Raw genomic sequence first — 24,591 nt, forward strand, 5'->3', positions numbered from 1 at the left:
CTATGCAATCGCTAGCCGTTGGCCCCATCGGAGCCGTTGTTGCTGCCGTCGGAACCGGAGCCGGTGCCGCCCGAGCCGCCGGGCCCGTCGGCGGCGCCGAGACCGTCCCGACCGCCGTTGCCGCCGTTGCCGCCGTTGCCGACCCCGTTCGTTGCGGTGCCGTCGCCGCCGTCGCCGCCGCGCCCGCCCTGATATCCGTTGGCCCAGCTGGTCGCTCCGCCGGTTCCGCCGTCGCCGCCGGTGGCGGTACCGGTTTCCGCGGTCGCGTCGCCGCCGTCGCCGCCGTCGCCGCCGTCCTGCATCAGGCCGCTGCTGCCACCGCTGCCGCCGTTGCCGCCGTAGGCGTCGCCTTCGTCGACTTCCGCGTCGCCGCCGTCACCGCCGTCACCGCCCTGACCGTCGATCCCGCCGCTGCCCGCGTTGCCGCCGTCACCACCGGTGGCGGTGCCGGTTTGCGCGGTCGCGTCGCCGCCGTCGCCGCCGTTACCCGCGGTGCCGTTGAAGAACGACCCGCCGCCGTCGCCGCCGTCGCCTCCGGTGGCGGTGCCCTCGTTGGTCTGCGCCTCGCCGCCGGTGCCGCCGTCTCCGCCGTCACCCTCGATGCCGATGTTGCCGCCGTTGCCGCCGTCGCCCCCGGTGGCGGTGTTGGTATCGCTGGTGGCCGCCCCGCCCGCGCCGCCGGCGCCCGCCCAGCCGAACAGCCATCCCGCGTTGCCGCCGTCGCCGCCCGCCCCGCCGGTGGCGGTGCCGGTCTCGCTGGTGGCGCTGCCGCCCGCACCGCCCGCCCCCGCACTGCCCAGCCACGTGTTGCTACCGCCGTGACCGCCCTGGCCGCCCTGTGCGTCACCGGACACGCTGGTAGCGTTTCCGCCCTCACCGCCTGCGCCGGCGTTGCCTATGAACATTCCGGCGTTACCGCCGTTGCCGCCGTCTCCGGCGACGACGTCGCCGTTCTCGTCGGTGCTGCTGGCTCCCGCGCCGCCCGCGCCGCCGTTGCCCCACAGGCCGGCGCTGCCGCCGTCGCCGCCCTTGCCGTTGTTGACACCGGCGACGCCCGGGCCGCCCTTGCCGCCATTACCGAAGAGCAAGCCGCCGCGGCCTCCGTTTTGGCCCGGCCCGCCGTCGGCGCCGTTTCCGATCAGCAGGCCGCCGTTCTCGCCGGGCTCGGTGGCGTTGTGAAACAGCGTCTTGAAGCCGTTTTGGAAAGCCGAGTTCATCGTGAGCGCGGCGTTTTGGAAAGCATCGACCCCGGTGAGGCGGCCCGGGTCCACCGATGTCGGTGTGCTCGGGCCGCCGTCGCCGATCGGTGAGTCGTCGTCGACAGTGCCGGGGACAGCCGCGATCCAGCCGAACAGCGGGTCGCCCGACGGGGGCTTCGGGATCACCGCCGTCCAGTCGAACAGGGGAGTGTTCGCGTTGCCCGACGGTGCGACGGGTGACGGCGGTAGATAGTTGGTCCAGCCGAACATCACCTTGCTGTTGGGGTTCTCGTACAGCGCAGGCGAATACGGCGTGCCGCCCTGCGGTGTCAGCCCGAGGATCGACGGCACGAACGCGCCGAAGCCGAACAGTGAGTCGCTGATGGCCTGCGTCGACGATGACGGCGAGCTCTCCGCGACCGCAGGCGGTGTGCCGGCGATCGCGCCCCCACCGGCGGCGGCCAGCACTCCGCTGGTCAAGGCGGCGGCTCTGACCAGCGACTTCTTTTTCGTGACGGGCTGTGAGCGCTTGTGCGTGGCCATCGGCAGTGTCGACCCCTTCGCCTTGTGAGGAAACCCTCGAATGTCATGGCTAATCCACTGCAAACAGTGAGCAACATACAATTAGCACAATTACTGTCGGTTTTCATAGGTTCTCGGCGGGGTTCGGAGAAATCGTTGGATGCCTCGATCGCGGGCGTCGGCCGCCGATGGCGTGTTCCCAGGTCAGCAAATCACATCGCAAGATCTTGATGGTGGTGCCTCGGGATATTTGAGAAATGCGCAAATCCGGACGCCATCTCCTACGCCGCGCTGGATGCGGGCTGGGGCGGCTCCGGCAAGATCTCGGCCGGGGGCGCCACCCGGCGCTTATATTGACGCATGAGGAAAATATTTGGCGCGCTTTAGCAACATTGACTGATCTCATGCGCAAACCATGCTGAGGCGACTGCGGGCTCCCGCTGAGTTTTGCTCACCGTGAGTTTTGCTCGACCCACCCCGATCGGGCGTCTGGAGCAGGTCTTTCGGGTCCGGTTCGTGCAGACCTCGGCGCCGGGGCGTCGCGGTGCGCCCCGGTCGCTGTCACACTGGCGGACATGACGACCGGATCGCAGTGGTGTTGCGCGGACTGAACGCCGCCACCCCCGTCCGCTCGTCGTCTCTGGAGTTTTCATGCCTACCTCCGCAGCGCTGCTGTCGACAGCGCCCGCCGTCTCCGCACCCACCCGGCTGCGGCTACCCGATCTGTTGGAGGCCACCGACCGCGTGGCAGACCAGGTGCTCAGCGGTGGCCACGACCGGCTGCTTCGCGCGAGCGGCCCACCACGAGACGAGCGGTGGTTCGCGCGACTGCACAGCGATGACGAACTCGACATCTGGTTGATCAGCTGGGTGCCGGATCGGTCCACCGAATTGCACGACCACGGCGGGTCGCTGGGTGCACTGACCGTGGTCTCGGGCGCGCTGCGCGAAACCCGTTGGGACGGCTCGGTATTACGACACCGCCGACTTTCCGCCGGCGATCAGGCGGCTTTTCCCCTCGGCTGGGTGCACGACGTGGTGTGGGCGCCCGACCGCAACGACTCGGCGCCCACGTTGAGTGTGCATGCCTATTCGCCGCCTCTTACCGCGATGTCGTATTACGAGGTGACACATCGGAACACGCTGCGTCGCAGGCGCACCCAGCTCACCGACGGTCCGGAGGGATGACGTTGCCCGCGAGCCGTATCGACCGGATGCTGGCCGACGCCCGTGCTCGGCTGCGTCGGCTGCCCGCGCGGGACGTGCCTGCCGCGCTGACCCGGGGCGCGGTGCTGGTGGACATCCGTCCGCAGGCCCAACGCCACCGGGAGGGCGACGTCCCCGCCGCGCTGGTGATCGAACGCAATGTGTTGGAGTGGCGTTGCGACCCGACCAGCGACGCGCGGCTGCCCCAGGCCGTCGGCGACGACGTGGAGTGGGTGGTGCTGTGCTCGGAGGGGTACACCTCGAGCCTGGCCGCCGCGGCGTTGCAGGACCTCGGCTTGCACCGCGCCACCGACGTCATCGGCGGATACCACGCGTTGAAGGCCGAAAAGGTTCTGGTTTAGGCGCTTTCGTTGCTACGCAACATCGGACGCAGCTTTTCGGTCTTCTCCGCGGTCCAGCCCGGCGGCTGCAGGATCGCGGCCCAGGCATCGGCGACGTCCCTGACGTAGACGTGGCCGTGCCCGTCGGGCACGTCGACGGCGACCGCCATATCGGCCGACACCTGAAGGAACGTCACGATCGGGATCCACTGCATGCGGCCCGACACATCGTAACCTTTGGGCTCACGCAGCCAGTCCGGTTCGGCGAACAGCAGATCCGGGTTCCACCACGCGATCGGGTCGGAGGCGTGCTGAAGGTATACGACTCGCGGTGTGCCCCACGGGGCGTCGGGCCTGCCGAGGTTCTCCGCCTCGGCGACGAACCGGACGTTCTCCCCGTCGTCGTAGATCGGCAGCCACATCGGTGAACCCGCATCACGCTCGCGGGTGAGCTGGGTCCAGATGGTGTTGTTGAACGTCGGTCCGCTGAACAGCGCACCGTCGGTGCGGGCGATGAGGTTGTTGAGTGCCAAAAACGGCGCCTCGCCGCCGAACGAGCCGAGGCTCTCACCGAACACCACCAGCTGCGGGCGCTCCGCCTCGGGCATCTCGCGGATCATCTCGTCGACGGCCTCGAACAGTGCCTGCCCGGCCTGGCGCGCGTTCTCCTTGTCCACCAGGAACGACAGCCAACTCGGCAGGAACGAGTACTGCATGGACACGATCGCGGTGTCGCCGTTGTACATGTACTCCAGCGCGGTGGCTTCCGCACCGTTGATCCAGCCGGTGCCGGTGGTGGTGGCGACGGCGACCACCGCACGGTCCAGTCCGCCTGCGCGCCTTAACTCTTGGGCCGCCAATTCGGCGGTGGCTTTGATGCCGTCCGCGGAGTGCAGCCCGGCATAGGCCCGGATCGGTTCGACCGCCGGTGCACCGTTGAACTCGGTGAGCTGGTCGACCGTCGGGCCCGACGAGACGAATATCCGGCCCTGATGTCCCAACGACTCCCAGCTGACCAGCGACTGAGGTCCGCCGGAGCGCAACGGCGACGTCGGCGCGGCGAAGTCCGGGTCGGTTTCGTCGTTGACCGCCGAGAACGTCTTGTTGATGGTGCTCATCGCGAAGCGGACCACCACGCCGTTGAGCAGCGCGATGCTCAATGCCAGCAGCAGAATCACCACCACGACGGCCGAAACGCGTGGCGGCGCGAAGCGATTGAGTTGTCGGACCAGGAATCGCACCAGCCTGCCGACCAGCTGGCCGATTTCGACGAGCACGAACAGCACGATGATCGACAGCACCGCGGTCCAGGGGTAGTCCCAGAACTCGAGGCGTGACACCCCGACAAGGTCGCGAACTTCGTCCTGCCACCGATGGAAGTAGACGATCATCAAAATCTGGCCGACGATTCCGATGACCACCAACGCGATCCATGCCAGCCGCGGCGCCTGCGGGCTGCTGTCCTTCGAGCGCATGTAGCGCACCAGCCAGACCGTGAACACGCCGAGTCCGTATCCGGCGGCTCCGGCCGCTCCGCTGACAAGACCCTGAAACAGTGGGCCGCGCGGCAACAGTGACGGCGTCAGCGAGAACCAGATGAACACCAGGCCGACCGCGGTTCCGGTGAACGTGTAGTGGCGTACCCACCACCGCGTCCTGACCGGCTCTTTCGGGGGAGCCTGCTCCTGGTCCGCGGCCGCTGCGTCGTCGCGGGTATCTGTCACCAAGGCAGATTAGCGGTGGGTGAAGTTCGGGGGGCGCTTCTCGGTGAAGGCGTTCATGCCCTCGGTCTGGTCGTCGGTGGCGAACGCCGAGTGGAACAGCCTGCGTTCGTAGAGGAGTCCCTCGGCGAGCGTGGTTTCGAACGCGCGGTCGACGGCCTCCTTGGCCATCCGTGAAGCCGACAGCGACATTCCCGCGATGGTCTTGGCGACCGCGTTCGCCTCCTCGAGCAGTTTGTCGGCCGGTACGACGCGCGACACCAGCCCCGCGCGTTCGGCCTCCTCGGCATCCATGTTGCGCCCGGTGAGGATCAGATCCATCGCCTTGGCCTTGCCGATGGCGCGGGTGAGCCGCTGCGAGCCGCCCATGCCCGGCAACACGCCGAGTTTGATCTCGGGCTGACCGAACTTCGCGGAGTCCGCGGCGATCAGCACGTCGCACATCATCGCCAGCTCGCACCCGCCGCCCAGCGCGTACCCGGCGACCGCGGCGATCGTGGGGGTACGCGTCGCGGCGAATTTGCCCCAGGCGGCGAAGAAGTCGCTGGCGAACACGTCGGCGAATGTCAGGCTGGCCATCTCCTTGATGTCGGCGCCCGCCGCGAACGCCTTCTCGTTGCCGGTGACGATGATCGCGCCGATTCCGGGATCGCTGTCGAATTCCGCTGCGGCAGCGGTGACTTCGTTCATCACCTGGCTGTTGAGCGCGTTGAGCGCTTTGGGACGGTTCAGCGTGATGGTGCCGACACGGTCCTCGCGGGTGACCAGAATGGTCTCGTAGCTCATCAAAACTCCAGTTCGCGGTCGGCCGGCGCGAAGTAGGCCTCCACGTCGGCGGGGATGACGGCCGCCAGCGATGCCGGTGACCATTTCGGGTTGCGGTCCTTGTCGATGACCTGGGCGCGGATGCCCTCGACGAGATCGTGGCTGCGCAGCGACGCGCACGAGGTCCGGTACTCCTGACGCAGCACGTCTTCCAGTGTGTCCAGTTTGGCGGCCCGGCGGACCGCTTCCAGCGCCACCGACACCGAGATGGGTGAGCGGCTGGCGATCAGGTCGGCGGCCTCGTTGGCCGCGGGTGCGTCGTGGTCACGCAGCGCGGCGACGATGTCGACTGCGGTTTCGGCGGCGTAGCATTCGTCGACCCAGTCGCGCTGTGCGGCAAGCTGACTCGCGGGCGGCTCGGATGCGTGGGCGGCGAGCGCGGCATCGATACCGTCGCTCAGCAGCGCGTTCTTGAACGACTGCAGCTTGTCGTGGGCGACGTAGTGGTCGGCGAAGCCCATTGCGATCGCGTCGGCGCCGTTGAACGTCACACCGGTCAGCGCGGCGTGCAGGCCGAGCAGGCCGGGCGCTCGCGACAGGATCCAGGTGCCGCCGACGTCGGGGATGAAGCCGATCCCGACCTCGGGCATCGCCATCTTGGTGGTGTCGGTGGCGACCCGCACGCTGCCGTGGGCGCTGATCCCGACGCCGCCGCCCATCACGATGCCGTCCATGAGCGCGACGTACGGCTTGGCGAAGCGGCCGATGTGGGCGTTGAGCAGGTACTCGTCGTACCAGAACTGACGCGCCTCGGAGCCGTCGGCGCGGGCGCTGTGGTAGATCGCCACGATGTCGCCGCCCGCGCACAGGCCGCGCTCCCCGGCGCCGTCGACCACGACGGCGCGGACGTCGTCGTCGCGTTCCCACTCGGTCAGCACCCGTGACATCACCGCGACCATGGCGTGGTTCAGCGAGTTGATGGCCTTTGGCCGGTTGAGCGTGATCAGCCCGACCCCACGGTCGACAGTTACTAGGACATCCTCGTTTTCTGCCACAGATAGCAATCTAGATCTTCACCCCGGGCCGAGGCAGCCCCGGGTAAGGTTTTTTCGTGATGGCCGGGTCGTTCGGGAACTGACGTCTGGCCGCGATCGTTGTTTGTGTGTTCGCCAACTCTGTCGAACCACTTCACAGGAGAGGAACCGACGGTGCGGGAAACCAGCAACCCGGTATTTCGTTCGCTGCCCAGGACACAGGGCGGATACGCGCAGTTCGGTACCGGAGCCGCCGGCTACGGTGCGCAGGCGGTACAAGCGGACCCCTACACAACCCAGTACCCCCAACCGCAGCAGGCGGGTGTCTCCCGGCCGCTGACCATCGATGACGTCGTCACCCGGACCGGCATCACGCTGGCCCTGCTGACCGCGGTCGGTGTCGTCTCGTACTTCCTGGTGTCCCAGAACTTGGGCTTGGCCATGCCGTTCGCCCTGGTGGGCGGCCTCGGTGGGTTGGCCCTGGTGCTCGTTGCGACCTTTGGCCGCAAGCAGGACAACCCGGCGATCGTGCTGAGCTACGCCGCGCTGGAGGGCCTGTTCCTCGGCGCGATCTCGTTCATCATCGCCAACGTCGTCTCGGTCGGTGGCGTGGGAATGATCTCGCAGGCCATCGTGGGCACCATCGGGGTGTTCTTCGGCATGCTGGTCGTCTACAAGACCGGCGCCATCCGCGTGACGCCGAAGTTCACCCGCATGATCGTCGCCGGCCTCTTCGGGGTGCTGGCGCTGATGCTGCTCAACCTCGTGCTCGCGATGTTCGGTGTGGGCGGCGGTGCCGGTCTGGGCCTGCGCGACGGCGGCATGCTCGCCATCGGCTTCTCGCTGCTGTGCATCGGCCTGGCGGCGTTCTCGTTCCTGATCGACTTCGACGCCGCGGACCAGATGGTGCGCGCGGGCGCGCCGGAGAAGGCCGCGTGGGGCATCGCGCTGGGCCTGACCGTCACGTTGGTCTGGCTGTACATCGAGATTCTGCGTCTGCTCAGCTACTTCAACAGCGAGTAGTCGCCCGACGAGAAAGCCCGGCACCACGCATGGTGCCGGGCTTTTTCTGTGCGCCGAAACTGTACACAGATCGCGATTGATCCCCAGATCACGATCTGTGCGCAGTCTCGCAGTCCGCCGAGCGGCGATTCTCAGAGCCATGACCACGCACAGCTGGCCGTTCATCGGTAGTGACGCCATTGCCAACGGCCGACTGAGAAAGCACGAACTGCGAGCGAAGTATCGCCCGCTCTTTCCCGACATCTACGTGCCGAACGACGCGGCGCCGACGTTGCGCCAACGCGCGGTCGCAGGATGGCTGTGGTCGCACCGTGAAGGGGTGATCGCGGGTCTTACCGCATCGGCGTTACACGGCGCGAAATGGGTCGACGATTCGAGTCCTGTCGAGCTGGTCTGGTCGAATGCCCGTCCCCCCGCCGGGTTACGGACGTTCGATATGCGGCTTCGCGCAGAGGAGTTCGAGTGTAAACACGGGCTCCGGCTGACGACGCGTGAGCGCACGGCCTTTGACATCGGTCGCCGCGGAACGTTGGACCAGGCGGTTGCCCGGCTCGACGCGCTGGGCAATGCCACCGGCCTGACAATCGACGATGTGCTCGCCGTGGCGGCGGCGCACCGAGGAGCCCGCGGCCTGCGCCGGCTCGAAAAGGCTTTGCAGCTATACGATCCCGGCGCCGCATCACCGAAGGAGACGTGGCTACGCCTCTTGGCCATCCGTGCCGGCTACCCGCGCCCCAGGACGCAGATACCGCTGCTGAGCCCCGATGGCCGTCGGCGCTACTACCTCGACATGGGGTGGGAAAACCTCATGCTCGCCTTGGAATACGACGGCGAGCAGCACCGCAAGGATCCGGTCCAGTACGCCTACGACATTGCGCGTTCGGAGGACATCGCCGAACTCGGCTGGTCGCGGGTCAGAGTCGTCAAGGCGAACAGCAGCGCCGATATCTTGCGTCGGCTGGAACGGGCGTGGCGATCGAGACTGTGCACAGATCGCAAAATTGGGTGAATTCGCGATCTGTGTGCAGTCTCGGCGAATTCAGGGTCAGGACAGCCGCTCGATCACCATCGCCATGCCCTGGCCGCCGCCGACGCACATCGTCTCCAGGCCGAACGTCTTGTCGTAGGTGGTCAGGTTGTTCAACAGCGTGGCGGTGATCCGGGCGCCCGTCATGCCGAACGGATGCCCCAGCGCGATCGCGCCGCCGGAGACGTTGAGCTTGTCCTCGTCCATTCCGAGTTCACGCGCCGAACCCAACACCTGCACGGCGAACGCCTCGTTGATCTCGTAGAGGTCGATGTCCTTGATCGACATGCCCGCGTTGGCGAGGGCCTTCTTCGAAGCTTCGATCGGGCCGAGGCCCATGATCTCCGGCGACAGGCCGCTGACACCGGTGGACACGATGCGCGCCAGCGGTGTCAGGCCGAGGTCGCGAGCCTTGGTGTCCGACATGATCACCAGCGCGGCGGCGCCGTCGTTCAGCGGGCACGCATTGCCGGCGGTGACGGTGCCGTTCGGCCGGAAGACCGGCTTGAGCTGGCTGATCTTCTCGTAGGTGGTGCCGGGCCGTGGGCCGTCGTCCGTGCTGACCTTGGTGCCGTCGGGCAGTGTGACCGGCACGATCTCGCGTTCGAAGAAGCCGTTGTTGATGGCCTCTTCGGCGCGGTTCTGGCTGCGCACCCCCCAGTGGTCCTGGTCCTCGCGGCTGATGCCGGTGAACAGCGCGACGTTCTCGGCGGTCTGGCCCATCGCGATGTACACATCGGGCAGCAGGCCGTCCTCGCGCGGGTCACGCCATTCGTCGGCGCCCGCGGCCGCCTGCTCGGAGCGGCTCATCGCCTCGGCGAACAGCGGGTTCTTGCTGTCCGGCCAACCGTCGGCCGTGCCCTTCGGGAATCGCGAAACCGTCTCCACCCCAGCGGAAATGAACGCGTGACCCTCGCCGGCCTTGATCGCGTGAAACGCCATCCGGGTGGTCTGCAGCGACGACGAGCAGTACCGGTTGACCGTGGTTCCCGGCAGGAAATCGTAGCCCAGCTGGACGGCGACGGCGCGGCCGATGTTGAACCCGGCCTCACCCGCCGGCTGCCCGCAGCCCATGAGCAGATCGTCGAGGTCGTGCGGATCGAGTGCCGGCACCTTGTCGAGCGCGGCGCGCACCATCTGCGCTGCGAGGTCGTCGGGCCGCATGTCGACCAGCGAGCCCTTGGCGGCACGGCCGATCGGCGACCGTGCGGTCGAGACAATGACGGCTTCAGGCATGGCTACTCCATCTGACGACTGATCCGAACGAACTAAAGAGAACCTAGCCCGCGCTTGCCGCGACGGGCGTGGGGACCCCACCCAGCACAGGCGCGGGCACACCGGTCGAACGCCGCCACAGCCTGCTCAAGTTGCCCACCCGTGCGACGAGCGTCGAATTGTCCACGGTGCGTGATTGCCACGGCAACTCGGGCACGGCGTCACCGAGCCACTCGCTCAACGCATTACACAACGCCGGGAACAACTGCTTGGCAGCAAGGGCATAGCCGGCCGCCGACGGGTGAAACATGTCGGACGAGAACAGCAATTCGGGCATCTTGCGGAAATCCGGTGCCAACAGATCGGCCAACGGCACCGGCACGCCACCCGCGGAACGCACCGCGGCGGTCTGCGCCCGCGCCAGGCGCAGGCCGCAGCTGCGTACCACCATGCGCAGCGGTTGCGGGATCGCGGTGATCACACCGAAATCCGGGCAGGTACCCACGACGACGACGGCCCCGCTGTCCCGTAGCCGTTTCACCGCTCGCGCCAGCCGCCGGGCCGACGGGCCGATTCCGTTCAGCGCGGTGACGTCGTTGGCGCCGATCATGATCACCGCGGCGTCCGGCGGGGGACCAGCCACGAACATGGCGTCGATCTGGCCCGCCAAGCCTTTCGAGGTTGCACCGACGATCGCCTTGGTGCTCAACCGAATTCGTTTACCGGATACCCCGGCGAGTTCGCGGGCGAGCAGCACGCCGGGAACCTGATCGGCGTCGGTGCAGCCGTATCCGGTCGCCGTGGAGTCACCGAAGACCATCAGGTGCAGGTCAAACGGCACGCCGCGGCGCCAACGTTCGACCGGACCGCCGCCGGGGTCGTACACGCCGTCGGCGCGCGGAGGGATGTCCCACGCTTTGGGAATGACCTCGCGGGTCTGCGCGGCCTGTTCGCTGAGCAGGTTGCGGGCGCCCAGGTAGACCGAACCCGTCGAGGCCAGCGCCGCCGCGGCCGCCAGGGCGACGGTTTTCATCCGGTGGGGCGCGTGATTACCCACACATTGAGTTTAGGCAAGATTTTCTGGGTTATCCGCGTGGCGGCAGGCGATCTCGTGTCACATTGCGGTATCAACTCCGGTATCGAATATGCCTCGTTGATTGTTGAACGGCTTATAGACTGTCAAGCTAAGGTACGGGCCACGCTCAGGAAAGAGGCGGCACCCGGAACTACATTGACGTAGGGAAGTGGTGGCGATGACGGCACCCAGTAAGGTAGCCAGCGCGCATCGTGCTGGCATAACGCCTGCTAAGGGGCGAAAACCTCGGAAATTTCCGGTCAGCGACTGGGCGCCTGTCGAGGTCGTCGAGGACGGGCCGAGCCTGGCGGGTCGCGTCACCGCGCTGGCGGCTCTGCTAACTATTCGCCCGACTCTAGCTATCGGAAGTTACGCCCCGCGGCTGCCCTGGCCCTGGGGACTGGTGGACTTTGTCTCGCGGGTGATGCGGCCCCCGCCCGGCACGATCCGGGCCACGATTTCTTTGCCGAACTGCACCGCGCAACTGGTGCGCGCGAAGGGCGTGCTGCCCGCCGACGGTAAGCGCGCGGTCATTCTCTACATGCACGGCGGGGCGTTCCTCACCTGCGGCGCCAACTCGCACGGCCGCCTGGTCAGCGGGCTGTCGGCGTTTGCTGACTGTCCGGTGCTCGTCGTCAACTACCGGATGATTCCCCGGCACTCGGTGGGCATGGCGGTCGACGACTGCTACGACGCCTACAAGTGGCTGCGCGAAAAGGGTTACGAACCCGACCAGATCGTGCTGGCCGGTGATTCCGCGGGTGGATACCTGGCGCTGACGCTGGCCGAACGGCTGCAGGAGGAGGGTCCGCGGGGCGAGGTGCCCGCGGCGATGGTGACGATGTCACCGCTGTTCGAGATCGACAACGAAACCCGCGCCTACCATCCCAACATCCGCAGCGATGTGATGTTTCCGCCGCGGGCGTTCTACGCACTGGTCGACCTTGTCGAGGAGGCGGCGCGGCGCAACGGCAAGGACGGTACGCGCGAAGCGGTCTACGAGCCGCTGGACCACATCGAGCCGGGCCTGCCGCGCACGCTGATCCACGTGTCGGGCTCCGAGGTGTTGGTCAGCGACGCCCGTAAGGCCGCGCGCCGGCTCGCGGCCGCCGGTGTGCCGGTGGAGATCCGCATCTGGCCTGGTCAGATGCATGTTTTCCAGCTTGCCTCGCCGATGGTCTCCGAGGCGAAGAGGTCATTGCGGCAGATCGGCGACTACATTCGCGAGGCCACCTGGTAAGGCTGCACGCCGCCTGACACGATGGACTCATGCGCATCGCCAGGCACATCAGTGAGCTCATCGGCAATACCCCTCTGGTACAGCTGAACTCCGTGGTGCCGCCGGGTGCGGGCCTGGTCGCCGCCAAGGTCGAGTACCTCAACCCCGGCGGCAGCTCCAAGGACCGCATCGCGATCAAGATGATCGACGCCGCCGAGGCCAGCGGAGAGCTCAAGCCCGGGGGCACCATCGTCGAGCCCACGTCGGGCAACACCGGGGTCGGGCTGGCCCTTGTGGCCCAGCAGCGCGGCTACAAGTGCATCTTCGTATGCCCCGACAAGGTCAGCGAGGACAAGCAGGACGTACTGCGCGCGTATGGCGCCGACGTGGTGGTGTGCCCGACCGCCGTGCCGCCGGATCATCCCGACAGCTACTACAGCGTCTCCAACCGGCTCGTCGAGGAGATCGACGGTGCGTGGAAGCCCGACCAGTACTCCAACCCGATGGGCCCGGCCAGCCACTACGAAACCACCGGGCCCGAAATTTGGGCCGACACCGACGGCAAGGTGACCCATTTCGTCGCGGGCGTCGGCACCGGCGGCACCATCACCGGGGCGGGGCGCTATCTCAAGGAGGTGTCCGGCGGAAAGGTCCGCGTCGTCGGCGTCGACCCCGAAGGCTCGGTCTATTCGGGCGGCACCGGCAGGCCGTATCTGGTCGAGGGGGTCGGCGAGGACTTCTGGCCCAAGGCCTACGACCCCGCCGTGCCCGACGAGATCATCGCGGTCTCCGACGCCGACTCGTTCGAGATGACCCGGCGCCTGGCACGCGAGGAGGCGCTGCTGGTCGGCGGATCGTGCGGGATGGCCGTGGTGGCCGCGATCAAGGTGGCCGAGGAAGCCGGGCCGGACTCGCTGGTCGTCGTCCTGCTGCCCGACGGCGGAAGAGGTTATCTCTCAAAGATTTTCAACGATGAGTGGATGTCGTCCTACGGCTTCCTGCGCAGCCGGCTGGACGGGTCGGTCGAGGAATCGACGGTCGGCGACGTGTTGCGGGGCAAGTCGGGTGCGCTGCCGGACCTGGTGCACACGCATCCCTCCGAGACGGTGCGCGACGCGATCAACATCCTGCGCGAGTACGGGGTGTCGCAGATGCCGGTCGTTGGCGCAGAACCGCCGGTCATGGCCGGTGAGGTGGCCGGCAGCGTCTCGGAACGCGAACTCCTCTCGGCGGTGTTCGAGGGCCGCGCCAAGCTGGCCGACGCCGTCGCCGAGCACATGAGCCCGCCGCTGCCGCTGGTCGGCTCCGGCGAACTGGTCACCACCGCGGCCAAGACGCTGCGCGAATGCGATGCGCTCATGGTGGTCGAGGAGGGCAAACCGGTCGGGGTGGTGACCCGACACGACCTCCTCGGATTCCTGTCCGACGCCGACGCCCCGCGTTGACCGCTGGTGACACGGCTACCAGGCGAGCAAACTTTCGGATCGGCGGCCGCTCAACTTCCCGTCGGAAATCGCTGCCATCGGCACCTTCTCAGGTAATGTAAGCACGCTTGTTGCCACCTCGAGCAGCCCCTGGGGAGGTCTTCCGTGACCGATCAACCGCCGCCGCCCGGGGGCTATCCACCACCGCCTCACGCCGGGGGTTATCCGCAGGCACAGCCGATGCCGCCGATGTTGCCGAAAGAGGCCTACACCCCATGGTTTACCCGGGTGCTGGCGTGGATCATCGACTACATCCCGTTCACGATCATCCTGGGAATCGGGTTCGCGATGTTGGCGGGTACCCGCGAGACCGCCTGCATCACCGACGTTTCGGAGTACGAGCTCGGTGAGTTCTGCGCCACCGGCGCATCCACGCTCGGGCAGGCGTCGGTGGTGGTCGCCGCGCTGGCCGCGTTGGCCTACCTGGTCTGGAATCTCGGCTACCGCCAGGGCCGTACCGGCTCGAGCATCGGCAAGTCCATTCTGAAATTCAAGGTGGTTTCCGAAAAGACCGGGCAGCCAATGGGTTTCGGGTTGTCGGTCCTACGCGAGTTCATCTATCTGATCGCGTATTTCGCATGTGGCCTGCTCTGGATCATCGCAGTCCTGTTCCCCCTATGGGACTCGAAGAGACAGACGTTGGTCGACAAGATAGTCAGTACCATCTGTTTACCGCTGTAACCGTCGACGAACACACTGGAAGGCAGCAATGAGCGACCAACCGCCACCTCCACCCCCGGGCAACTACCCGCCCCCGCCGCCACCGGGCGGAGGCGGTTACCCACCGCCACCCCCCGGCGGGGGCGGTTATCCACCGCCACCCCCGGGCGGGGGCGGCTACCCACCGCCGCCACCACCCGGTGGATATCCACCGCCACCGCCTCCCGGCGGTTATCCGCCGCCGCCACCGCCCGGTGGAGCGCCCGGCTATCCGCCTCCACCGCAGGCCGGCTACCCGCCACCAGGCGGCGGTTATCCGCCTCCCGGTGCGCCGGGTTTCGGTGGTGCGCAGCGCTATAGCGTCGGCGAGGCGTTCTCGTGGGCGTGGAACAAATTCACCAACAACGCCGTTCCGTTCCTCGTCGCGACGCTGGTGTGGGGCCTGGTCGTCGTTGTGCTGCAGGTGATCTTCAACCTGCTCGGCGCGGCGCTCAACGACGGCGACACCGCCAGCTATATGGCGGACGAGGGCAGCTTCGCGTTCTCCTACAGCCTGGACAGTCCCGGCGCCGTCATCGTGTCGATCATCGGCTGGGTCGTGATGCTTATCGTCGGCGCGGCGATCCAATCCGCCTATATCAGCGGCGTGCTCGACATCGCCAACGGGCGACAGGTCTCGATCGGGTCGTTCTTCACACCGCGAAATGTCGGCAATGTCGTCATCGCGGGTCTGATCGTCGGGATCCTGACCTCGATCGGATTGTTCCTGTGCGTGATCCCAGGTCTGATCGTGGCCATCTTCACGATGTTCACGATCGTGGCACTGCTGGATCGCAACCTCGCGCCGGTCGATGCGATCAAGACCAGCTTCAACGTCGTCAAGGACAACTTCGGTCAGGCGTTGCTGACCTGGCTGGTGATGCTGGTGATCGTGGCCGTCGGCGCGCTGCTGTGCGGCGTCGGGCTTCTCGTCGCGATCCCGCTGATGATCCTCATCGAGGTCTACGCGTTCCGCAAGCTCAGCGGCGGTCAGGTCGCCGAGCTCAACCCGCAGCCGCTGCCGCCGGGCCCGGCTCAGTAACGGTGTACGTCGGAGGGCGCTGACACCGGTCGGCGCCCTCCGACGACCGTTCATGGCTGCACCGCAGCGCCCTGGCTAGGGTGGGCGGTGATGACCAAGCAGCACATTTTCCAGGGACTGGCCACCAAAGCCATTCACACGGGCTTTCGGCCCGACCCGGCGACCGGGGCCGTCAACGCCCCGATCTACGCCAGCTCGACGTTCGCCCAGGACGGGGTCGGCGGGCTGCGCGGCGGCTTCGAGTACGCGCGGACCGGCAACCCGACACGCTCAGCGCTGGAGGCGTCGCTGGCGGCCGTCGAGGAGGCCGCCTACGGCCGCGCGTTCAGCTCCGGGATGGCCGCCACCGACTGCGCGCTGCGGGCGGTGCTGCGACCGGGCGATCACGTCGTCATCCCCGATGACGCCTACGGCGGCACCTTTCGGCTGATCGACAAGGTCTTCACGCACTGGGGCATCGGCTACACCGCCGTCTCGTTGGCCGAACTGGACGCGGTGAAGGCGGCGATCACCGACAAGACCCGGATGATCCTGGTCGAGACGCCCACCAACCCGTTGCTGTCCATCGCCGACATCGCCGGCATCGCGCAACTGGCGGCCACCTCCAATGTCAAAGTGCTGGTGGACAACACGTTCGCCTCACCGGCGCTGCAGCAGCCGTTGCCGCTGGGCGCCGACATCGTGCTGCATTCGACCACCAAGTACATCGGCGGGCACTCCGATGTCGTGGGTGGTGCGCTGCTGACCAACGACGAGGAACTCGACACGGCGTTCGGTTTCCTGCAGAACGGCGCGGGCGCGGTGCCGGGGCCGTTCGACGCCTATCTCACGCTGCGCGGGCTCAAGACCCTCGTCGTGCGTATGCAGCGGCACTGCGAGAATGCCGCCGTCATCGCCGAGTTCCTCGACGGTCATCCGGCCGTCGACACCGTGCTCTACCCGGGTCTGCCGACCCACCCAGGCCACGACATCGCCGCCAAGCAGATGAGCGGGTTCGGCGGGATGATCTCGATACGGCTGCGGGGCGGGGTTGAGGCCGCCCGCGACTTATGCTCGCGCACAGAGGTTTTCATTCTCGCTGAGTCGCTGGGCGGTGTCGAGTCGTTGATCGAGCACCCCGGCGCGATGACGCACGCCTCCACCGCGGGCTCACAGCTTGAGGTGCCCGACGATCTGGTGCGGCTGTCGGTCGGCATCGAGGACGTCGCCGACCTGCTCGCCGACCTGGAGCAGGCGCTCAGTTAGTCCCGCGAGCAGACGTGTACACCCCCGAACGCGGGGGAATTTGGGGGTATTGACGTCTGCTCGCCGAAAAGAACTAGCCCAGCGCTTGGCGCACCGCCGATGTCGTGACGGCCAGGTTCACCTCCGGCAGCGCCGTCGGATACTCGTCGACCCAACTGCCGCTGGCGATTTCACCGGCCCGGGCATGCACCCAACGCCAGCCGCGGTCGTTGAGGCTCAGCAGCGCGCCAAGGCCGTCGACGGCGTGCAACAGCGAAACGATCGCCGCGGTCGCTGGTGTCGGTGGCCTGCGGTCGAACAACGCCGCCAGCAGTGCCGACCGGGCGTGACCCACCCGCTCCCGGTTCGTCAACGGCCAGGCGAACTGCCTGTGCCCCAACTGGACTCGCCGGATCTGGCCGGTCTGCTCCAGATGTCCGCTGATGCCGTCCTCGACGTGCCTGGACAGGCGCTTCACCGCCGTCGTGGGCCGAAGCGGCCGTCGTCGCAGCAGCTCGAACGCCGGGTCGGCAACCGGATCCGGCACCACCGGCGTCGCCGCCAATGCGATCAGGCGACCGGCCTCGACCGGTTCCCCTGCCACCGCCGGGCGGATCCGGCACCCGTAGGCCAGATCCAGCAGCACCGCCGCCGCGAGCACCCGTTCGCGGCGTGGCCGGTCGAGGTTGGGTTGGGCGGAGGCGTTGTCGAGCAGCAGCAGAAACAGGTCCTCGGCGATCTGCGCCATGTGCGGACTCTAACCGCGGCGCAGGCGCGCGTCAGGACTGGTACGGCTCGGCGCTGACCAGGGTGACCTTGACGGTGTTTCCATTCGGCACCGTGTAGGTGCGGCTCTCGCCGACCTTCGCGTCGATGAGCGCCTCACCCAGCGGCGACTTCGGCGAATACACCTCGAGCTCGCCCGCGCTGATGCCCTCCTGGCGGGTGGCGATCAAAAACGTCTCGGTGTCGTTCTTGTCGTCGTCGTAGTAGACCTTGACCACCGAGCCGGGCAGGGCGACACCGGACTGGGTGGGTACCTCGCCGACCTTGGCGTTGTTCAGCAGCTCCTGCAGCTGGCGGATACGGGCCTCCTGCTGGCCCTGCTCCTCGCGGGCGGCGTGGTAGCCGCCGTTCTCGCGGAGGTCGCCTTCTTCTCGGCGATCGTTGATTTCGGCGGCGATGACGGGCCGATTGGCGATCAGTTGATCCAGTTCATCCTTCAACCGGTCGTATGCCTCTTGGGTCAGCCAGGTGACCTGGGTGTCGGTCATGTCCTCGCGCTCCTGTCGTAGTTGCTCTCGCGCTTGTTTCGTCGTATTGGTTCGTGTCACGGCGCCGGGAGTGGTCGCTTATGTATTGCCGCAGTCGCCGTCGTTGATGCGCGCGCTAAAAGCAGCAATACACGGTCCCAGCTGGAACCGTGTATCCGACCATGATAGCACCGCGAACACACCCGGTTTTCATGCTTTGGTCGTTCGCTGTTCGGCGCGCGGACCCCTGCTCGGGCTAGGAACCCACCAGGTACGAGGGCACCTCGGTGCCGCAGCCGTAGACGTCGCCGACGACGGGTGGCTGGCTGGCTTTGACGACGGTGGTCACCTGCACGGCGGGGTGCTGCGATGGCGCTACCAGCACCTCGCGGCGGCCGGTCTCGCTGCCGTCGATCGAGCGGGCCCGCACGATGCACACCACGGGTCGCGACGGGTCCTTGCGGGTGACGTTGATCGTGACCGCGACGCTCGAGTCGTCGAGCAGTTCGAAGCTGCCCATCTCGCCCTTGACGTCTTCACCGGCGAACCGTTGAAAAGCGATCACCGCGAGCACAACCCCGGCCGCCACCGTCGCCAGGGTCAGCGCCGCGGCGATCCACCGACGTTGGCGCGGGGACAGCCGCTGGTGCCCGTAGCGGGCGGCGGGACGTTCGATCATCGGTTTGCACGCCCGTCGGTCGGATGGATCTGTCGAACTGGAACTATAGGGCGTGTCGGATGGTTGATATGTCTCGACAGGGGCCGACGCGGGTCGGCCATACAAACGTGAGGTAGAAGGCAGATCAGGTTGAGCGAACTGCGGTTGATGGCCGTGCACGCCCACCCGGACGACGAGTCCAGCAAGGGCGCGGCGACGATGGCCCGCTACGCCGATGAGGGTGTTCGGGTGCTCGTCGTCACCCTCACCGGCGGCGAGCGCGGCGACATCCTCAACCCGGCCATGGACCTACCCGAGGTACACGGCCGGATGGCCGAGATCCGCCGCGACGAGATGGCCAAGGCGGCGGAGATTTTGGGCGTCGAGCATCACTGGCTCGGTTTCGTCGACTCCGGGTTGCCGGAGGGCGATCCGCCGCCACCGCTGCCCGACGGCTGTTTCGGCGTGGTGCCGCTGGAGCAGCCGACCGAGGCGTTGGTGCGCGTCGTGCGTGAATTCCGTCCGCACGTGATGACCACCTACGACGAGAACGGCGGCTACCCGCATCCCGACCACGTCCGCTGCCACCAGGTGTCGGTGGCCGCGTACGAGGCCGCCGCCGATCACCGGCTCTACCCCGACGCCGGTGACCCGTGGGAGGTGAAGAAGCTCTACTACACCCACGGCTTCCTGCGTCAACGCATGCAGTTGCTGCAGGACGAGTTCGCCAAGCACGGGCAGGAAGGCCCGTTCGCGAAGTGGCTCAAGCACTGGGATCCCGACCACGACGTCTTCGCCAAGCGGGTGACCACCCGGGTGGAGTGCGCCAAGTACTTCGCCCAGCGGGACGACGCGCTGCGCGCGCACGCCACGCAGATCGACCCCAACGGCGACTTCTTCCGCGCGCCGATCGAATGGCAGCAACGGCTCTGGCCGACAGAGGAGTACGAACTGGCGCGCTCGCGGGTACCGGTCTTGCTGCCCGAGACCGACCTGTTCGCCGGAATCGAGGATCGATGAACGACGTCGTCGCGCTCGGCACGGACCTGATGGTCGCCGTCCTGGCGCAGCAGCAGCCCAATCCCGGGCCGGAGTTCGGCAAGGCCAGCCCGTTCGGGCTGCTGGTCATCGTGCTGCTGCTGATCGGGACGTTCCTGCTGGTCTGGTCGATGAACCGGCATCTGCGCAAGGTGCCCAAGACATTCGAGACCGAGGACACCGAGCCGCAGCAGGACAGCGACGCCGACGACGACCGCGGGCCTGCGGGCACCGACCCGGACCCACCTGCGGGGGCACGGTGAGCACGGTGGATTCGTCCCGTCTTCGGAGCGCACACTCAGGCGCCGAGTAAAGCGAGTGGCACGACGGCAACGCCATCCCGACGTCGGTATGCATGTGTGCCTGTGGTGATTACGAGCAGGTCGACGGTGTCGTGTGGGAGTTGAGCGCGGAGCCATTGAAGGTGTCGGACATCGGCGTCTGTAACGCTGGCCGCGAGTTTGACTTCAATTCCGAGGACTCGGCCGTCGGGGCCTTCGACGATGAGATCAACGTCGTGATCGCCGTTGCGGGTGCGTAGGTGTCCGACGCGACTTTCGGCTGGCTGAGAGGCGACGCGGACCGTTATCGTCGCGAGTGACTTGAACAGCGGGCCAGCCATGTGACCGCCAGAAGGTGTTGCGAGCGTGCGCGCGGACAGATTGAGGATCCGCGCGGCCAGACCAGGGTCCGCCAGTTGATGTTTCGGTGCTTGCTGCAGCCGACTCAAGGGATTTCGGGTGGGGCTCCATCCGGGCATCGGGTCGAGTAGCAACAGTCGCGAAAGATGGTCGCGGTACGCGATGGTTGTTGTCTTGGCGGGTTGCGAACCGTCACCCGCGGTCGTCGCATCAAGAATTCGCGAGTACGACGTGGTGGTCGACGATGCTGCGGCATAGGCTGCCAGCCATCGGCGAAAAGTCTCCGGGCGACGGATCGAGAAACCTTGGTCGGGCAGGTCTCGTTCGATCACTCGCTGTAGGTAGGCGTCGAGCAGTCCCCGGCGCAGCCGTGGGGGTTGCCGAAAAATTCCTGGGAGACCGCTGGACTCGATCGCTTCGAAGTAATCGGCCGAGGTGACATTGGTTGCGCCAGTTACGCGATGGTCGTCCCCGGCGATCAGCGCGCCCAGGCTGACTGTGGGTTGCTCGATGCCGCGCTCGTAAAGCGTCATGGGACGCATCCGCAGTGACAGAATCCGCCCCGCGCCGCTGTGGGTGTCGACGTCCGCGACGGGCGTCGCACTCCCGGTGAGCAGGAACCGACCCGGTGGCGCGCCACGGTCGACCGAACGTCGAACGGTGTCCCAGACTTCTGGGAGGCGCTGCCACTCGTCGATGAGGAGGGTGCCGGGAGGGGCGGTGGCGAACGTCGGGTCGGCCTCGAGCAGTGCCCGCTGAGTGGGGTCGTCCACCAGCCAGGTTGCCGGGGCACGGCGCTGCGCGGTGGCGGTCTTGCCGACCCCCTTGGGCCCATCGATAGCGATGGCCGGTGCGAGTGGCAGCAATTCATCAAGTTCGTTGTCAACCGCTTCGGACTACGGTCGAGAGGGTGACGAACCATCTCGCTGCGGCCACCAGCCCCTACCTGCGCCAGCACGCCGACAACCCGGTGCACTGGCGGCAGTGGACGCCCGAGGCCCTGGCCGAGGCCGCCGCGCGGGATGTGCCGATCCTGCTGTCGATCGGCTATGCCGCCTGCCACTGGTGTCACGTGATGGCGCACGAGTCGTTCGAGGACGAGCAGGTCGCGGCCGTGATGAACGACGGCTTCGTGTGCATCAAGGTCGACCGTGAGGAGCGGCCCGACCTGGACGCCGTCTACATGAACGCCACCGTCGCGCTGACCGGGCAGGGCGGCTGGCCGATGACCTGCTTCCTCACCCCCGACGGCAGGCCGTTCTTCTGCGGCACCTACTACCCCAAACCGAGTTTCCTGCAGCTGCTGCGCGCGGTTTCGGACACCTGGCGTACCCGGCGCGGTGAGGTCGAGCAGGCCTCGGACCGCATCACCGACGAGCTGCGGTCGATGACCGCGGGACTGCCCGGGGACGGACCGCCGGTGCAACCCGCGTTGTGCGATCACGCTGTCGCGACCGCGCTGCGCGACGAGGACGTCGAACGCGGCGGGTTCGTCTCCAATCAGGCGGCGGCGCCGAAGTTTCCGCCGTCGGCGCTGCTGGAGGCGTTGCTGCGCAACCACGAACGCACCGGTGACATCCTGCCGATGGAGGCGGTCGAGCGCACCTGCACGGCGATGGCCCGCGGCGGTATCTACGACCAGCTGGCCGGCGGGTTCGCCCGCTACAGCGTGGACGCGTCCTGGGTGGTGCCGCACTTCGAGAAGATGCTCTACGACAACGCCCAGCTGCTGCGGGTATACGCGCACTGGGTGCGGCGCACGTCGAACCCGTTGGCGCGCAAGGTCGCCCACGAGACCGCGCGGTTCATCATCGACGAGTTGGGCGCCGACGAGATGTTTGTCTCGTCGCTGGATGCCGACGCCGACGGCGTGGAGGGCCTGACGTACGTGTGGACGCCCGCGCAGCTGCGCGAGGTGCTCGATGCCGACGACGCCCGTTGGGCGGCAGAGACTTTCGAGATCACCCAACAGGGAACCTTCGAAGCGGGCAGCTCGGTGCTGCAGTTGCCGCGCGACCCCGACGACGTCGACCGCTTCACCCGGGTGCGCACCGTGCTGCTGGCCGCCCGGGGCACCCGGCCGCAGCCCGCCCGCGACGACAAGGTCGTCACGGCCTGGAATGGGCTGGCGATCACGGCGCTGGCCGAAGCCGGAGTCGCACTCGAACAGCCCGAGTTGGTTGACGCCGCAACACAATGCGCCCGCGCCGTCGTCGACCTGCATCTGGTGGGCGGCCGGCTGCGCAGGGCCAGCCTCGGCGGGCGCGTCGGCGAGCCCATGGCCGTGCTCGAGGACCACGCCGCGCTGGCCACCGGGCTGCTGACGCTTCACCAGGTGACCGGCGAGGCGTCCTGGCTGGACACCGCGACGACGCTGATCGACCTCGCGCTCGAGCACTTCGCGGACCCCGACCGCGCGGGCCGATGGTTCGACACCGCCGACGACGCCGAGGCGCTGATGGTGCGGCCGTCCGATCCGCTGGACGGCGCGACCCCGTCGGGGGCCTCGCTGATCGCCGAAGCTCTGCTGCTGGCAACACATCTCGTCGACGCGGCCCGGACCGACGCCTACGCGGCGGCGGCGGATGCGACGCTCGCGTCGTGCACACCGATCCTGGCGCGCGTACCCCGCTCGGGCGGGCACTGGCTGGCGGTCGCGGAAGCCGCCGTGCGCGGACCCCTGCAGATCGCGGTGGCCTGCGAGCCCGAACGCTCCGAGCTGCTCGCGGCGGCGCGCAGGTTGGCGCCGGGCGGAGCGGTCGTGGTGGGCGGCGCCGTGGACTCGTCGGTGCTGCTGGCCGGCCGGGACCGCGTGGACGGCGCCGACGCCGCCTACATCTGCCGCGGTCGGGTCTGCGACCTTCCGGTCACCACCGCACGGGAACTCGCTGTCGCGTTGAACGCCGCCGTGTAGCGTTTCGGCCCATGGCCACCCCGGAAGACAACGCGAAGACCGTTCACCGCTATCTGGAGCTGGTTGCCCAGGGCAAGCCCGACGACATCGCCGAGTTGTATGCCGAGGACGCGACCGTCGAGGATCCGGTGGGCGGTGAGGTGCACATCGGCCGCACGGCCATCCGCGGCTTTTACGACGCGGTCGCCAACATGAACGCCGAATGCGACGTCGTCACGCTGCGCACCCTCGGCAGCGAGGCGGCGTTCTTCTGGTCGATGACCATCGATCTCGGCGAGAGCCGGATGCGCATCGAGATCATCAGCGTCATGACGTTCAACGAGGAGGGCAAGATCGCCTCGATGAAGGCCTACTGGACCCCCGAGAACGTCACCCAGCTCTAGCCTCCAGCGATTTGGGTGCGTTTCGTCACGCTCAGCGTGACGAACTACGCCGAAATCGCTCAGAAGACGGCGAACCACATCGCGACGTAGTGGCAGATCGCGGCCACCGCCGTGCAGGCGTGGAAGAACTCGTGGTGGCCGAACGTCGTGGGCCACGGGTTCGGCCGCTTCATCGCGTAGAGCACGCCGCCGACGCTGTACAGCGCGCCGCCGACGATCAGCAGCACCAGCGCGGCGACACCCGCGCCGTGGGTGATCGGGCCGACGAACCACGCCGCCACCCAGCCCAGCAGCAGATACAGCGGCACCCCGACCCAGCGCGGCGCCGACGGCCAGAACATCTTGAGCAGCACCCCGGCGATCGCGCCGCCCCACACGATCCAGAACAGCACCATGCCGTCGGTCGACGGCAGCGCCAGCAGCGCGAACGGCGTGTAACTGCCCGCGATGAAGACGAAGATCATCGAGTGATCGAGGCGCTTCATCCATTTCCGCGCGGTCTGCGACTTCCAGGTCACTCGGTGGTAGGCGCCGCTGACCGCGAACATCGCCACGATCGTCAGCGTGTAGATCAGCGTCGCCACCCCGGCCCTGGTGGACTGCACCGACCACGACACCGACACCAGCGTCGCGCCGCAGATGGCGGCCACCACGGCCGCATAGACATGGATCCAGCCCCGCGCCCGCGGCTTGCCGATGAAAGTGGCGACGCCCTCGACGACCGCCTCGGGAAGGTCTTCCGGCGGCCCTTGCGGGTCGCGCAGCACGTCGTCGGAGCGATGCAGGGGGGCCGTCATACGTCACCTCCGCTATCGGCGCGGGCGTTTCCGAGCATCACAGTAGTCTGGATCTATCCCGTAGCTCGCGCTGTGCACCACCTGCGAACTAAACGCTCAGGTCAGAGCGTT

Annotated in this window: 24 protein-coding genes; 13 read left to right on the plus strand and 11 right to left on the minus strand. The window is 67.5% G+C overall.

The features are described 5' to 3' along the window. Positions 1 to 11 precede the first annotated feature (11 nt). Positions 12 to 1,742 carry a hypothetical protein gene (locus tag G6N28_RS27305; protein ID WP_163902185.1) on the minus strand — a complete coding sequence of 577 codons (1,731 nt, stop codon included), beginning with the start codon at positions 1,740 to 1,742 and terminating at the stop codon, positions 12 to 14. 630 nt (positions 1,743 to 2,372) lie between these two features. On the opposite strand from G6N28_RS27305, the gene G6N28_RS16915 reads away from it, so the two are divergent. Further along, positions 2,373 to 2,909: a cysteine dioxygenase gene (locus G6N28_RS16915; protein ID WP_163902187.1), complete on the plus strand. Its 537-nt coding sequence runs from the start codon at positions 2,373 to 2,375 to the stop codon at positions 2,907 to 2,909. Then, on the plus strand, positions 2,906 to 3,289 hold the full coding sequence (locus tag G6N28_RS16920) for a rhodanese-like domain-containing protein (protein ID WP_163902189.1): 384 nt from the start codon (positions 2,906 to 2,908) through the stop codon (positions 3,287 to 3,289). Before G6N28_RS16915 ends, G6N28_RS16920 begins: the two co-directional genes overlap by 4 nt. Here the strand turns inward: G6N28_RS16920 and G6N28_RS16925 are convergent. The 3 genes from G6N28_RS16925 to G6N28_RS16935 are packed head-to-tail and all read right to left on the minus strand — an operon-like array spanning position 3,286 to position 6,809. Next, positions 3,286 to 4,992: an alpha/beta hydrolase gene (locus tag G6N28_RS16925; protein WP_235674609.1), complete on the minus strand. Its 1,707-nt coding sequence runs from the start codon at positions 4,990 to 4,992 to the stop codon at positions 3,286 to 3,288. The two genes, G6N28_RS16920 and G6N28_RS16925, sit on opposite strands and share 4 nt — an antisense overlap. A 9-nt stretch (positions 4,993 to 5,001) precedes the next feature. Beyond that, positions 5,002 to 5,775 carry an enoyl-CoA hydratase gene (locus G6N28_RS16930; RefSeq protein WP_163902193.1) on the minus strand — a complete coding sequence of 258 codons (774 nt, stop codon included), beginning with the start codon at positions 5,773 to 5,775 and terminating at the stop codon, positions 5,002 to 5,004. Continuing rightward, positions 5,775 to 6,809, minus strand: a complete 1,035-nt coding sequence (locus G6N28_RS16935; protein ID WP_163902195.1) for an enoyl-CoA hydratase/isomerase family protein — start codon at positions 6,807 to 6,809, stop codon at positions 5,775 to 5,777. Before G6N28_RS16935 ends, G6N28_RS16930 begins: the two co-directional genes overlap by 1 nt. A 153-nt stretch (positions 6,810 to 6,962) precedes the next feature. Between G6N28_RS16935 and G6N28_RS16940 the strand changes: the two genes are divergently transcribed. Continuing rightward, positions 6,963 to 7,811 carry a Bax inhibitor-1/YccA family protein gene (locus tag G6N28_RS16940; protein ID WP_163902197.1) on the plus strand — a complete coding sequence of 283 codons (849 nt, stop codon included), beginning with the start codon at positions 6,963 to 6,965 and terminating at the stop codon, positions 7,809 to 7,811. A 139-nt stretch (positions 7,812 to 7,950) separates the two neighbouring features. Continuing rightward, positions 7,951 to 8,820 (plus strand): hypothetical protein, encoded by an 870-nt coding sequence (locus G6N28_RS16945; RefSeq protein ID WP_163902199.1) that lies wholly within the window; start codon positions 7,951 to 7,953, stop codon positions 8,818 to 8,820. Between the two features lie 36 nt (positions 8,821 to 8,856). Here the strand turns inward: G6N28_RS16945 and G6N28_RS16950 are convergent, their stop codons facing one another. After that, positions 8,857 to 10,074 carry an acetyl-CoA C-acetyltransferase gene (locus G6N28_RS16950; protein ID WP_163902202.1) on the minus strand — a complete coding sequence of 406 codons (1,218 nt, stop codon included), beginning with the start codon at positions 10,072 to 10,074 and terminating at the stop codon, positions 8,857 to 8,859. A gap of 43 nt (positions 10,075 to 10,117) precedes the next feature. Further along, the gene (locus tag G6N28_RS16955; protein WP_235674610.1) at positions 10,118 to 11,110 is read right to left on the minus strand and encodes an SGNH/GDSL hydrolase family protein; all 993 of its coding nucleotides are present in this window, start codon (positions 11,108 to 11,110) and stop codon (positions 10,118 to 10,120) included. Between the two features lie 196 nt (positions 11,111 to 11,306). Between G6N28_RS16955 and G6N28_RS16960 the strand changes: the two genes are divergently transcribed. The 5 genes from G6N28_RS16960 (at position 11,307) to G6N28_RS16980 (ending at position 16,817) form a co-directional block, all read left to right on the plus strand. After that, positions 11,307 to 12,368 carry an alpha/beta hydrolase gene (locus tag G6N28_RS16960; protein ID WP_163902204.1) on the plus strand — a complete coding sequence of 354 codons (1,062 nt, stop codon included), beginning with the start codon at positions 11,307 to 11,309 and terminating at the stop codon, positions 12,366 to 12,368. 29 nt (positions 12,369 to 12,397) lie between these two features. Further along, the gene (locus G6N28_RS16965; protein WP_163902206.1) at positions 12,398 to 13,792 is read left to right on the plus strand and encodes a cystathionine beta-synthase; all 1,395 of its coding nucleotides are present in this window, start codon (positions 12,398 to 12,400) and stop codon (positions 13,790 to 13,792) included. Between the two features lie 144 nt (positions 13,793 to 13,936). Further along, positions 13,937 to 14,512 carry an Rv1078 family RDD domain-containing protein gene (locus tag G6N28_RS16970; protein WP_163902209.1) on the plus strand — a complete coding sequence of 192 codons (576 nt, stop codon included), beginning with the start codon at positions 13,937 to 13,939 and terminating at the stop codon, positions 14,510 to 14,512. Between the two features lie 28 nt (positions 14,513 to 14,540). Then, positions 14,541 to 15,572, plus strand: coding sequence for a DUF2189 domain-containing protein (locus tag G6N28_RS16975; RefSeq protein ID WP_163902211.1), 1,032 nt, complete (start codon positions 14,541 to 14,543; stop codon positions 15,570 to 15,572). Between the two features lie 90 nt (positions 15,573 to 15,662). Then, positions 15,663 to 16,817, plus strand: coding sequence for a cystathionine gamma-synthase (locus G6N28_RS16980; protein WP_163902213.1), 1,155 nt, complete (start codon positions 15,663 to 15,665; stop codon positions 16,815 to 16,817). A gap of 73 nt (positions 16,818 to 16,890) precedes the next feature. On the opposite strand, the gene G6N28_RS16985 is transcribed toward G6N28_RS16980, so the two are convergent. From G6N28_RS16985 to G6N28_RS16995, 3 genes are all read right to left on the minus strand, one after another. Continuing rightward, a complete protein-coding gene (locus G6N28_RS16985; RefSeq protein WP_163902215.1) occupies positions 16,891 to 17,544 on the minus strand; it encodes a GOLPH3/VPS74 family protein in 654 nt (217 codons plus the stop codon). Positions 17,545 to 17,575: 31 nt separating this feature from the next. Then, entirely contained in the window at positions 17,576 to 18,070 is a 495-nt protein-coding gene (gene greA, locus G6N28_RS16990) for a transcription elongation factor GreA (RefSeq protein ID WP_163902217.1), read from the minus strand. A 235-nt stretch (positions 18,071 to 18,305) separates the two neighbouring features. Then, positions 18,306 to 18,728, minus strand: a complete 423-nt coding sequence (locus tag G6N28_RS16995; protein WP_163902219.1) for a DUF4307 domain-containing protein — start codon at positions 18,726 to 18,728, stop codon at positions 18,306 to 18,308. Positions 18,729 to 18,857: 129 nt separating this feature from the next. Between G6N28_RS16995 and mca the strand changes: the two genes are divergently transcribed. Beyond that, positions 18,858 to 19,727 carry a mycothiol conjugate amidase Mca gene (mca, locus tag G6N28_RS17000; RefSeq protein ID WP_163902221.1) on the plus strand — a complete coding sequence of 290 codons (870 nt, stop codon included), beginning with the start codon at positions 18,858 to 18,860 and terminating at the stop codon, positions 19,725 to 19,727. Then, positions 19,724 to 20,008, plus strand: coding sequence for a hypothetical protein (locus G6N28_RS17005; protein WP_235674611.1), 285 nt, complete (start codon positions 19,724 to 19,726; stop codon positions 20,006 to 20,008). The genes mca and G6N28_RS17005 overlap by 4 nt, the downstream gene beginning before the upstream one ends. A 35-nt stretch (positions 20,009 to 20,043) precedes the next feature. Here G6N28_RS17005 and G6N28_RS17010 read toward each other — a convergent pair whose 3' ends face one another. Beyond that, positions 20,044 to 21,252 (minus strand): ATP-binding protein, encoded by a 1,209-nt coding sequence (locus G6N28_RS17010; protein ID WP_163902223.1) that lies wholly within the window; start codon positions 21,250 to 21,252, stop codon positions 20,044 to 20,046. Positions 21,253 to 21,296: 44 nt separating this feature from the next. Between G6N28_RS17010 and G6N28_RS17015 the strand changes: the two genes are divergently transcribed. Continuing rightward, on the plus strand, positions 21,297 to 23,300 hold the full coding sequence (locus tag G6N28_RS17015) for a thioredoxin domain-containing protein (RefSeq protein WP_163902225.1): 2,004 nt from the start codon (positions 21,297 to 21,299) through the stop codon (positions 23,298 to 23,300). Positions 23,301 to 23,311: 11 nt separating this feature from the next. Continuing rightward, on the plus strand, positions 23,312 to 23,683 hold the full coding sequence (locus G6N28_RS17020; protein WP_163902227.1) for a nuclear transport factor 2 family protein: 372 nt from the start codon (positions 23,312 to 23,314) through the stop codon (positions 23,681 to 23,683). A 59-nt stretch (positions 23,684 to 23,742) separates the two neighbouring features. On the opposite strand, the gene trhA is transcribed toward G6N28_RS17020, so the two are convergent. Further along, positions 23,743 to 24,480 carry a PAQR family membrane homeostasis protein TrhA gene (gene trhA / locus G6N28_RS17025; RefSeq protein WP_163902229.1) on the minus strand — a complete coding sequence of 246 codons (738 nt, stop codon included), beginning with the start codon at positions 24,478 to 24,480 and terminating at the stop codon, positions 23,743 to 23,745. Positions 24,481 to 24,591: the final 111 nt, after the last annotated feature.

It is taken from the genome of Mycolicibacterium pulveris (assembly GCF_010725725.1).
Taxonomy (GTDB): Bacteria; Actinomycetota; Actinomycetes; order Mycobacteriales; family Mycobacteriaceae; genus Mycobacterium; species Mycobacterium pulveris.

Excerpts from the sequence above, each read along its gene's own strand:
- G6N28_RS27305 (WP_163902185.1), bottom strand. The coding sequence starts at position 1,742 with ATGGCCACGCACAAGCGCTCACAGCCCGTCACGAAAAAGAAGTCGCTG.
- G6N28_RS16915 (WP_163902187.1), top strand. The coding sequence starts at position 2,373 with ATGCCTACCTCCGCAGCGCTGCTGTCGACAGCGCCCGCCGTCTCCGCA.
- G6N28_RS16920 (WP_163902189.1), top strand. The coding sequence starts at position 2,906 with ATGACGTTGCCCGCGAGCCGTATCGACCGGATGCTGGCCGACGCCCGT.
- G6N28_RS16930 (WP_163902193.1), bottom strand. The coding sequence starts at position 5,775 with ATGAGCTACGAGACCATTCTGGTCACCCGCGAGGACCGTGTCGGCACC.
- G6N28_RS16945 (WP_163902199.1), top strand. The coding sequence starts at position 7,951 with ATGACCACGCACAGCTGGCCGTTCATCGGTAGTGACGCCATTGCCAAC.
- G6N28_RS16950 (WP_163902202.1), bottom strand. The coding sequence starts at position 10,074 with ATGCCTGAAGCCGTCATTGTCTCGACCGCACGGTCGCCGATCGGCCGT.
- G6N28_RS16960 (WP_163902204.1), top strand. The coding sequence starts at position 11,307 with ATGACGGCACCCAGTAAGGTAGCCAGCGCGCATCGTGCTGGCATAACG.
- G6N28_RS16965 (WP_163902206.1), top strand. The coding sequence starts at position 12,398 with ATGCGCATCGCCAGGCACATCAGTGAGCTCATCGGCAATACCCCTCTG.
- G6N28_RS16975 (WP_163902211.1), top strand. The coding sequence starts at position 14,541 with ATGAGCGACCAACCGCCACCTCCACCCCCGGGCAACTACCCGCCCCCG.
- G6N28_RS16980 (WP_163902213.1), top strand. The coding sequence starts at position 15,663 with ATGACCAAGCAGCACATTTTCCAGGGACTGGCCACCAAAGCCATTCAC.
- G6N28_RS16985 (WP_163902215.1), bottom strand. The coding sequence starts at position 17,544 with ATGGCGCAGATCGCCGAGGACCTGTTTCTGCTGCTGCTCGACAACGCC.
- greA (WP_163902217.1), bottom strand. The coding sequence starts at position 18,070 with ATGACCGACACCCAGGTCACCTGGCTGACCCAAGAGGCATACGACCGG.
- G6N28_RS16995 (WP_163902219.1), bottom strand. The coding sequence starts at position 18,728 with ATGATCGAACGTCCCGCCGCCCGCTACGGGCACCAGCGGCTGTCCCCG.
- G6N28_RS17005 (WP_235674611.1), top strand. The coding sequence starts at position 19,724 with ATGAACGACGTCGTCGCGCTCGGCACGGACCTGATGGTCGCCGTCCTG.
- G6N28_RS17020 (WP_163902227.1), top strand. The coding sequence starts at position 23,312 with ATGGCCACCCCGGAAGACAACGCGAAGACCGTTCACCGCTATCTGGAG.
- trhA (WP_163902229.1), bottom strand. The coding sequence starts at position 24,480 with ATGACGGCCCCCCTGCATCGCTCCGACGACGTGCTGCGCGACCCGCAA.